This window comes from Protofrankia symbiont of Coriaria myrtifolia (assembly GCF_900634755.1).
Taxonomy (GTDB): domain Bacteria; phylum Actinomycetota; class Actinomycetes; order Frankiales; family Frankiaceae; genus Protofrankia; species Protofrankia coriariae.
Map to the genome: position 1 here is coordinate 1 of NZ_CAAAFS010000260.1, position 9427 is coordinate 9427.

At 72.6% G+C, this 9427-nt stretch carries 7 protein-coding genes; 6 read left to right on the forward strand and 1 reads right to left on the reverse strand.

Annotated features, from left to right (window positions below):
* The first annotated feature begins 355 nt into the window (after positions 1-355).
* The 3 genes from CM1CMNOD_RS14835 (at position 356) to CM1CMNOD_RS14845 (ending at position 3555) form a co-directional block, all read left to right on the forward strand.
* Positions 356-1375: a hypothetical protein gene (locus tag CM1CMNOD_RS14835; RefSeq protein WP_013874414.1), complete on the forward strand. Its 1020-nt coding sequence runs from the start codon at positions 356-358 to the stop codon at positions 1373-1375.
* A 104-nt stretch (positions 1376-1479) separates the two neighbouring features.
* Complete coding sequence (locus tag CM1CMNOD_RS14840) at positions 1480-2703, forward strand: nicotinate-nucleotide--dimethylbenzimidazole phosphoribosyltransferase (protein ID WP_083828516.1); 1224 nt, start codon at positions 1480-1482, stop codon at positions 2701-2703.
* 12 nt (positions 2704-2715) lie between these two features.
* A complete protein-coding gene (locus CM1CMNOD_RS14845) occupies positions 2716-3555 on the forward strand; it encodes an adenosylcobinamide-GDP ribazoletransferase (RefSeq protein ID WP_013874416.1) in 840 nt (279 codons plus the stop codon).
* A gap of 120 nt (positions 3556-3675) precedes the next feature.
* Here CM1CMNOD_RS14845 and CM1CMNOD_RS14850 read toward each other — a convergent pair whose 3' ends face one another.
* Positions 3676-4881 (reverse strand): glycine cleavage system aminomethyltransferase GcvT, encoded by a 1206-nt coding sequence (locus tag CM1CMNOD_RS14850; RefSeq protein ID WP_043606767.1) that lies wholly within the window; start codon positions 4879-4881, stop codon positions 3676-3678.
* 752 nt (positions 4882-5633) lie between these two features.
* On the opposite strand from CM1CMNOD_RS14850, the gene CM1CMNOD_RS14855 reads away from it, so the two are divergent.
* The 3 genes from CM1CMNOD_RS14855 to CM1CMNOD_RS14865 all read left to right on the forward strand — a co-directional run.
* Positions 5634-7268 carry a leucyl aminopeptidase gene (locus CM1CMNOD_RS14855; protein WP_013874418.1) on the forward strand — a complete coding sequence of 545 codons (1635 nt, stop codon included), beginning with the start codon at positions 5634-5636 and terminating at the stop codon, positions 7266-7268.
* A 153-nt stretch (positions 7269-7421) separates the two neighbouring features.
* On the forward strand, positions 7422-8804 hold the full coding sequence (gene lpdA / locus CM1CMNOD_RS14860) for a dihydrolipoyl dehydrogenase (RefSeq protein ID WP_013874419.1): 1383 nt from the start codon (positions 7422-7424) through the stop codon (positions 8802-8804).
* A gap of 313 nt (positions 8805-9117) precedes the next feature.
* A partial coding sequence (locus CM1CMNOD_RS14865; RefSeq protein WP_347403398.1) for a biotin/lipoyl-containing protein occupies positions 9118-9427 on the forward strand: 310 nt, incomplete at its 3' end.

Genomic DNA, 9427 nt, shown 5'->3' on the forward strand with positions numbered 1-9427 from the left:
GGGCGTTACAGCGGGGGGCCGATAATTCGTTAGCGGCGGCGGCATCCGGCACCTGACCCCCTACCGAACCGATATGATCACAGTCTGTAACGGTCATGTTTTCGCGCGCCACGTGACAGCCGGGCCCCGGAAAGGCGGAGCGGGAGCCCGGAAGCACGGCAGGAGACCGGGAACACGCAAGGGAACCCGGGAGCACGCGGGAAGCTCGGGCCACGTCGGCGACCCCACGGACATGACGGGGAGTGAGAGGCATCAGTACGGCCGGGATGGTGACACAACCGGGCCATCGACATGATCCCGACAGCGTCGGAGACTGGGGCTGTCAGGCGGACATCGCGAACATCTGGAGTCGCGTATGGGCGTCGATCGGCGCAGGCTCGGGGTGGTTGCCGGGCTCGTCGCGGCGGGACAGCTGGTGAGCGCCTTCCCCGGGCGCGCCCGGGTCGCGCAGGACCTGACCGGGCTTACCACCGCCATGCGGGCGCTGGTCGGCGGCTACGGGTCCACCGCCCCGGCGCAGACGGCCCTGCAGGCGTGGAACCTGGGCCGCCACATCGCCGCGTCCCAGGCGGGGGCGGTCCGTACCAGGCACGACTGGCAGGCTCTGCACTCCCGCACCCTCGTGCTGGAGGGCAACGCGCTCATCGACGCCGGTGACATCTGCTCCGGGCTGCGCGCGCTGACCCAGGCCGAGTCGGTCGCCGCGAGTATCGGGGACTGGCCGACGATCGCGCACGCCCACGCCGTGCGGGCGATGGCCGCGCGGGGGCTGCAACGCTGGCGGAGCGCGCTGACGCTCGCCGTGGAGGGGCAGCGGTACGCGGGCAACACCCCGGTCGCCGTGATGCTGGCGGTCGCCGAGGCCGGCGCGCGGGCGCGCCTCGGCGACACCCTCGGTACCGTCGCCACGATCGGCCGGGCGCAGGAGCTGATGAGCCGGCTACCCGCCGAGAAACACGGTGCCCCCGCCTACTCCCTCGACAGCTACCATCCGGCGCTGTTCGTGACGATGGCCGCCAGCGCCCTCGTCCTGGCCGGGCAGGTCTACGCGGCCGCGCCGTTCCTGGCCGAGGCCCGCGAGCGGGTCGGTGGCGTGGACGGCACCGAGGGCCGGGACCAGGGTGTCGGCTGCCTGGCTCCGCTGGTGCACGTCATCTGCGCGGACGCGGCGCTGCGCCGGAAGCGGCCGGACGTCGATGAGGCCGAGCATCATGTCACCGGCGCGGTGGCCGCCTCGTCCGGCCGGCCGGCGGCCTGGATGAGCAGCGAGGTGGCCCAGCTCGCCGACGGGGCCGCCCGGCACGGCGCCGACTGGTCCGACCTGGTCGCGTTGACCTCGGCCTGGGGCGGTTCCTCGGAAGATGTCCCGGCCTGACGAAATCTGTCGGATATCCGTTGGGACACAGGCATCCGGCGGCGTCCGGTGGCACATCGGGTAATAAAGACGCTGTGCGGATCCCAGCGCTCGACGCCGACGCGATGGCTGCCGCCCGGCAGCGGCAGGCAATGCTGACCAAGCCTCCGGGCGCTCTCGGGCGTCTGGAGGAGATCTCGGTCTGGCTCGCCGGCGTGCAGGGGGTCTGCCCGCCCAGGCCCTTCCGGCGCATCCGGGCTGTGATCATCGCCGGTGATCACGGCATCGCGCGGACGGGTGTCTCGGCCTTCCCACCGGAGGTCACCGCGCAGATGGTGGCGAACTTCGCCGCCGGCGGCGCCGCGGTGAACGTGCTGGCCCGCACGGTCGGCGCGTCCGTGCGGGTCGTGGACGTCAGCGTGGACAGCGACGAGCCGGTGCCGCCCCCGGCCGGCGCAGCGGGCGATACGGCAGCAGCAGGCGATACGGCAGCAGCAGGCACGGAGCCAGCAGCGGGCACGAGCGCGCCGGCGGCCGGCGTCGTGGACGCGGTCAACGTCACCAGCCGCTACCGGGTCCGGCGCGGCAGCGGGCGCATCGACGTCGAGGACGCCCTCACCGTCGAGGAGGCCGCCCGCGCGTTCGACATCGGTCGGACGATCGTCGACGAGGAGGTCGACGCCGGCGCCGACCTGCTGGTCCCCGGCGAGATGGGCATCGGGAACACCACTCCGTCCGCGGCGATCGTCGCCACCCTGCTCGACCGGGAACCGATCGAGACCGTCGGCCGCGGCACCGGCATCGACGACACCCGGTGGATGCTCAAGACCGCGGCGATCCGGGACGCGATGCGCCGCGGCCGGCCGTACGCCGCCGATCCGCTCGCCCTGCTGCGGGTGATCGGCGGCGCCGACCTCGCCGCTCTGGCCGGCCTGCTGGTGCAGGCCGCCGTCCGCCGCACCCCGGTGGTGCTCGACGGGGTCGTGGTCTGCGCCGCGGCGCTGGCCGCCGAGGCGTACGCACCCGGGTCGAAGGCCTGGTGGATCGCGGGCACCCGGTCGACCGAGCCGGCGCAGAAGCTCACGCTGACGTCGCTGGGCCTTGATCCCCTGCTGGACCTCGGCCTGCGCCTCGGCGAGGGCACCGGCGCGCTGCTCGCCGTCCACCTGCTGGTGGCCGCCCAGGCGACACTCGCCGAGATGGCCACGTTCGACCAGGCCGGGGTCAGTGACAAGACCGCCGGGGCAACTCCCACCGGCCCGCCCCCCAGCGACGCTGCCCTCAGCGGGCCGGCATCCAACGGCACCGCAGCCGTCCCGAGCGACGCGCCCGGGACGGCGGGCGCCTGACGCGGGCGGCCAATGCTCGCCACGCGGACGGTCTTCTCCCTGCTCTCGCTACTGCCCGTCCGGGGACGGGTCGCGCTCGACCGGCCCACCATGGGCCGGGCCATGGCTCTCGCGCCGCTGGTCGGCCTCGTCCTGGGGGGCATCGCCGCCGTCGTCACGGCCGGCTTCCAACTTCTCACGAAGGCACCCGCGGCGACGCCGGAAGCCCCGGCCGGGCACCTGCTCCCGGCCGCCATCGGAATCGCCGCCCTGGCGCTGCTCACCCGCGGCCTGCACCTGGACGGGCTCGCCGACGTCGCCGACGGCATCGGCGCCGGCCGGGAGCGGGCGCTGGCGGCCATGCGGGACTCGCGGCTGGGCGCGTTCGGCGCGCTGGCACTGATCTTCGTCGTCCTGGTCCAGGTCGCGGCGCTGTCGCTGGCGATCGGGGAGCACCGGGGCAGCCTGTCGATCCTGGTCGCGGCGATGACCGGACGGCTGGCGGCCACCCTGGCCTGTACCGGCGGCATCCCCGCGGCGCACCCGAACGGGCTCGGCGCCCTCGTCGCCGGTTCCGTGCGGCCGCGACAGGCCGTCTGCTCCGTGCTCGCCGTGCTCACGGTCGCCGCCGGCGCCGGGCTGCTGGGCGTCGACGGCCTGCTCGACGTGGACGTCGACGGTGGTGGCGGCAGCCCCGGCCAGGCCGCACGCGCGGTGGCCGCGGTGGCCGTGGGCACCGCGGCGGGCTGGCTGCTGCGGCGCTACCTGGTCGGCTATCTCGGCGGCATCACCGGGGACGTGCTCGGCGCCCTCGTCGAGATCACGGCGACTGTCACCCTGGTGTTCATGGCCCTGGGTGTTCCTACGATCTGAGGCACCGCTCCGGCATCATCCAGCCGGTGGTCCAGCGATATCTCATTCGGCGGTGGTAGTAGGAACACCAGGCCACAGCACCGCTCCGGGGCACTTCAGCCCTCACTTCGGGTTCAGCCCTCACTTCGGGGAGGCGTCGACGAACGGTGGCCGCAGCACGGTCATCGCCGACGGCCGGCCCCGCACGTCCACCCGGACGGTGTCCCCTTCGGCGACGCCGCGGTCGAGCAGGGCGAGGCCGATACCGCTCCGCAACGTCGGCGAGAACGTCCCGCTGGTGACCTCGCCCACCCGCCCGCCAGCCAGGTCGTACACGGCCATGTGCGGCCGTGGGATGCCCCGGTCCGTCGAACGCAGCCCCCACAGCAGCCGCGCCGGGCCCGCGCTCCGCTCCGCCAGCAGCGCGCCCCGGCCCCAGAACCGTGGCTTGTTCCAGCCCACCGCCCAGCCGGCCCGCGCCTGCACCGGGGTGATCGACGGCGAGAGGTCCTGGCCGTGCAGCGGGTAGCCCATCTCGGTCCGCAGGGTGTCCCGGGCGCCGAGACCGCAGGGCCGTGCCCCCAGGGACGACCCGGCCGCCAGCAGCGCGTCCCACACGGCCGGGGTGTCCGCCCAGCGCGTCACCAGTTCGAATCCGCGTTCACCGGTGTAGCCCGAACGGCACACGACGATCTCCCGCCGGGCGGCCTCCCCGACGCCGCCGTCCCCGATGCCCGGGGCAACCCCCGGCCCGTCGGCCCCCCGCTCCGTCTTCCCCGCGGCCGTTACGTCGGCTGTGTCCGTGGCTTTCCAGTCGGCCGACGTGAAGCTCATGTAGGCACCGTCGACCGGCAGGCCGAGCGCGGACAGCAGCTCCGGCGCGGCCGGACCCTGGACCGCGATCACGCCGAAGGCCGTGTGCAGGTTCTCGACGGCAACCTCCGGTGGGGACGCCGCCGCGAGCCGGCGGACGACCTCGGCGGTGTTGGCCGCGTTGGGGATCAGGAAGACCTCCGACGCGGAGTACAGGTAGGCGATCAGGTCGTCCACCACCCCGCCGGTCTCCGGATCGCAGCACAGCGTGTACTGGGCCTGCCCCGGGCCAATCCGGGACAGGTCGTTGGTGAGGGCGGAGTCGACGAGGTCCGCGGCGCCGGGGCCGCGCACGCGCGCCTTGCCGAGATGACTGACATCGAAGATCCCGACCGCGGACCGGACCGCCGCGTGTTCCTTGAGCACACCTCCGCCGGGATACTCGATCGGCATCTCCCATCCGCCGAAGTCGGCCAGCTTGGCGCCGAGCGCCACATGCCGATCGTGCAACGGAGACCGCAACAGCTCACCCATGCCTCGGCAGGCTAGCCCCATGGAGCGGCTCTCGAGCCGCTCCATGGGGACCCCGAGCTCGAGGGCGGGCCACCACACGGGGGTTTCCGGATCTTCCACCGAAGATCCGGAAACGAACAACACCCCCACCCACGAGCCGCTCCATGGGGACCCCGAGCCCGAAAGCGGACCACCACACGGGGGTTTCCAGATCTTCCACCGAAGATCTGGGCGTGCACCCGGCCCGTCGAGACACCCCGCCCGGGAACACCCCAACCGCCTCGGGACACCTTCTTCGAGCGTTTTTGGATATTCATGACACAGGCCCGTTCTACAGGTTTTTGGAGGCATCCGCACCCAGGCCGCCAACAGATCATCGATCATCGATGGACGGATGCGGGGCGAGGACGTGGAAGATGTGAACGCGGCGCTGCTCCAACAGCGGTGGATTCACGTCCTTCGCGCTCCTCAGGGTGGCCGGGGCGGTTTACGGGACTCGGCGTGGTCGGTGGGTGACGCGCGGTCGGGATGCGGATACGGGGTGGGGAACGGACTCTCGGGGGAACGGACCCTCCGGGGAAAGGCTGCGGCGATGCTCCGGAGGCGGTTGCGGGAGAGGCTCCCGGGACGGTTCCGGCGTCGGCCGGTCGGTTCCTGGGGCTCGGCTCCCGGGGCTGGGGCTGGCCGGCACCACGGGCGGGGACGGGCGCTGTGGGACGGCGTGGGGGACCCGGCTCTGCATCGTCTCGTGGTGTGTTCCGTAGTCTCTCGACATGACCGTGACTGCCGTGACAACTTCATCCGTGCTGGATCTTGACGCTGACGTACTGGTGATCGGTGTCGCGACAGGCAAGGACGGTCCCATCCCACTCGGCGGCACCGAGGAACTGGACACGGCACTCGGCGGCCGGCTCGCGACGGTTCTCGCTGACCTGGGGGCCACCGGCAAGGCCGGCGACCTGGTCCGTTTCGCGACTTTGGGAACCCTGCGCATCCCGACGGTGCTCGCGGTCGGCGTCGGCGCGCCGCCGTCACAGCTGCCGGCGACGGGCCCGTCATCAGCAGGAACATCGGCGGCGGGCGCGGGCAGCGGGGCGGGCGCGGACGCGGCGACGGCCGACGACGGCATCGACCACGAGACACTGCGCCGCGCGGCCGGGGCGGCCGTGCGCGCGCTCGCCGGCACCACCCGGGTGGCCACCACCCTCGCTCTCGTCGCCGGCAGCCCCGGGCCGGCGCGGCTGCGTGCCGTCGCGGAGGGATCGCTGCTCGGCGCCTACGCCTTCCGGGAGTTCCGGACCACGTCCGCGGACGACCACCGCCTACCTGTGAGCGAAATCATATTCGTGGTGGACGGCGCGTCCCGGGCCGCCGCCGACGACGCGGTGCGTCGGGCCGGTGTCGTGGCGGACTCCGTGGCCCTCGTCCGCGACCTCGTCAACACCCCGCCCGGGCATCTGCCGCCGGCAGCGTTCGCCGAGATCGCGGCCCGGCGCGCGGGCGAGGTGGGCGTCACCGTCGACGTGCTCGACGAGCAGGCGCTGGCCGACGGCGAGTTCGGCGGCATCCTCGGGGTGGGCCAGGGCTCGGCGAACACACCCCGCCTCGTCCGCCTGGAGTGGCGCCCGGCCGGTTCGCCGGCCGCCGGGGGGCCCGCGCTCACCCTCGTCGGCAAGGGCATCACGTTCGACTCGGGCGGCCTGTCGCTGAAGCCCGCGGCCGCGATGGAGTGGATGAAGACCGACATGGCGGGGGCCGCCTCGGTGCTCGCGACGCTTGTCGCGGCGGCCCGGCTGAACCTGCCGGTCCACCTCGCTGGCTGGCTGCCACTGGCGGAGAACATGCCCTCGGGCGGGGCGATCCGGCCGGGCGACGTCCTGACCCTGCGCGGCGGCACCCGGGTGGAGGTGCTCAACACCGACGCCGAGGGACGCCTGGTTCTCGGCGACGCCCTCGCCCGCGCCGCCGAGGACTCCCCCGCCCTGATCGTGGACGTCGCCACCCTCACCGGTGCGCAGATCGTCGCCCTGGGGCAGCGCACCGCCGGGGTGATGGGCCGCGGTGGCGCGGTCGACCAGGTCGTCGACGCCGCCCGCGGCAGCGGCGAGGCGGTGTGGCCGATGCCGCTGCCGCCGGAGCTGCGCAAGGTGCTCGACTCGACCGTCGCCGACCTGGCCAACGTCGCCGGTGGCGGCGGCCGGGAGGGCGGCATGCTCGTCGGCGCCCACTTCCTGAGCACCTTCGTGCCCGAGGACATCCCCTGGGCGCACATCGACATCGCCGGGCCGTCCTGGAACGGCGGCGAACCGTACGGGCACACCCCCAGGGGCGGCACCGGGGCGATCGTCCGGACCCTGCTCCAACTTGCCGAGAACGTTGCCGGCAACCAGCGGCCGGAGGTCCGCTGAACCAACTACCAGCGGGTAACGGGTACCGCACGGAAGTAGGCCGGTGAAATACCGGCGTCATGCACCACAGTCGCAGCGGACCTCCGACGCCGCACTGACGTGACATGAAAGACTGAACGCATCCCAACCAGTCAACGAGAAGGGACACCTGGCGTGGTGGACTCTGCGGCGGGTCCCGTCGACCTGGTCATCCTCGGCGGCGGCAGCGGCGGTTACGCGACGGCTCTGCGTGCCGCAGAGCTCGGCCTGACCGTTTCTCTGATCGAGAAGGACAAGCTGGGGGGAACGTGCCTGCATCGCGGGTGCATTCCGACCAAGGCGCTGCTGCATGCGGCGGAGATCGCGGACAATATTCACGAAAGCGGTAACTTCGGGATTCTGTCGACCCTCGAGGGAATCGACATCGCGAAGGTCAACTCCTACAAGGACTCGGTGGTCAGCAAGCTTTACCGGGGGCTGACCGGCCTGGTGAACACCCGTGGCATCGAACTCGTCGAGGGCTACGGGCGGCTGGTGTCACCGACATCTGTCGCCGTAGGCGATCGGATCATTACTGGTCGTCACGTCGTGCTGGCGACCGGGTCGCAGTCGAAGTCGCTGCCGGGCCTGGATGTCGACCACCACCAGGTGATCACCAGTGACGACGCCCTCCGGCTCGACCGGGTGCCGGCATCCGCCGTGGTGCTCGGCGCCGGCGCGATCGGCTGCGAGTTCGCCTCGGTGTGGCGCTCCTTCGGCGCCGAGGTGACCATCGTCGAGGCCCTGCCCCACCTGGTGCCGCTGGAGGAGGAGTCCAGCTCCAAGCTGCTGGAGCGGGCCTTCCGCCGGCGCGGCATCAAACAGCACCTCGGCGCCCGGTTCGCCGGTGTCAAGACCACCGACGAGGGCGTCACGGTGACCCTCGAGGACGGCACGACCATCGAGGCCGAGCTGCTGCTGGTGGCGGTCGGGCGCGGGCCGGTGTCGGAGGGGCTGGGCTACGAGGAGGTCGGCATCGCGACGGACCGCGGGTACGTCCTCGTCGACCACCAGCTGCGCACCAACGTGCCGACCGTCTCCGCCATCGGCGACCTGCGCCCCGGCCTCCAGCTCGCCCATGTCGGCTTCGCCGAGGGAATCTTCCTCGCCGAGAGCCTGGCCGGGCTGAACCCACCGCCGATCAACTACGACAACATCCCGCGGGTCACCTACTCACACCCCGAGGTGGCCTCGGTCGGGCTGACCTCGGCCGCGGCTGCGCAGCGCTACGGGGACGTCGTCACCCAGACCTACGACCTGGCGGGCAACGGCAAGGCGCAGATCCTGCAGACCGCGGGCGCGGTGACGCTCGTGGCCGTGCCCGACGGCCCGGTGGTGGGCGTCCACATCGTCGGCGACCGGGTCGGCGAGCTGATCGCCGAAGCCCAGCTGATCACCAGCTGGGAGGCGCTGCCCGCCGAGGTGGCCCAGCTCATCCACCCGCACCCGACGTTGTCCGAGTCCATCGGTGAGGCGCATCTGGCGCTGGCCGGCAAGCCGCTGCACTCCCACAACTGACAGCCACCACTGACAGCCAACGCCCATACCTGACAGGTAACACAGTCAACCGATCGATCGGGGGCCACGGATGCGCGACGCCGGCCACCGCCGCACACCCCCCGCCCCAGCAGCAGTCACCAGGGCCCGCGGGTACACGACACACACCATGATCGTGTACCCGCCCGCCCACCAGCCATCAGGGCCTGCGGTGACGCGGCGGCAGGTGCCCGCCGTGTCACCGCGGGCCCTCCGAGTTGCCCAGCACCCATCGCGTTCGTAGCCGTTGCCCGTCGTCCACGGTCGGTCGGACGCCGCAAAGGAGCCCTACCCCATGTCTGTGTCCGTCACGATGCCCCGTCTGGGTGAGAGCGTGTCCGAGGGCACCGTCACCCGCTGGCTGAAGAAGGAAGGCGAGCGCGTCGAGGCCGACGAGCCGCTCCTCGAGGTCAGCACGGACAAGGTCGACACCGAGATCCCCGCACCCGCGTCCGGCGTGATCAGCGCTATCCGGGTGGCCGAGGACGAAACGGTCGAGGTCGGCGTCGAACTCGCCGTCATCGACGAAGGCGGCACGGCGGCGCAGGCCGCTCCGGCCGCAGCCGCCGCACCCGCACCCGCGCCGGCGGCCCCGCCGCCTCCGC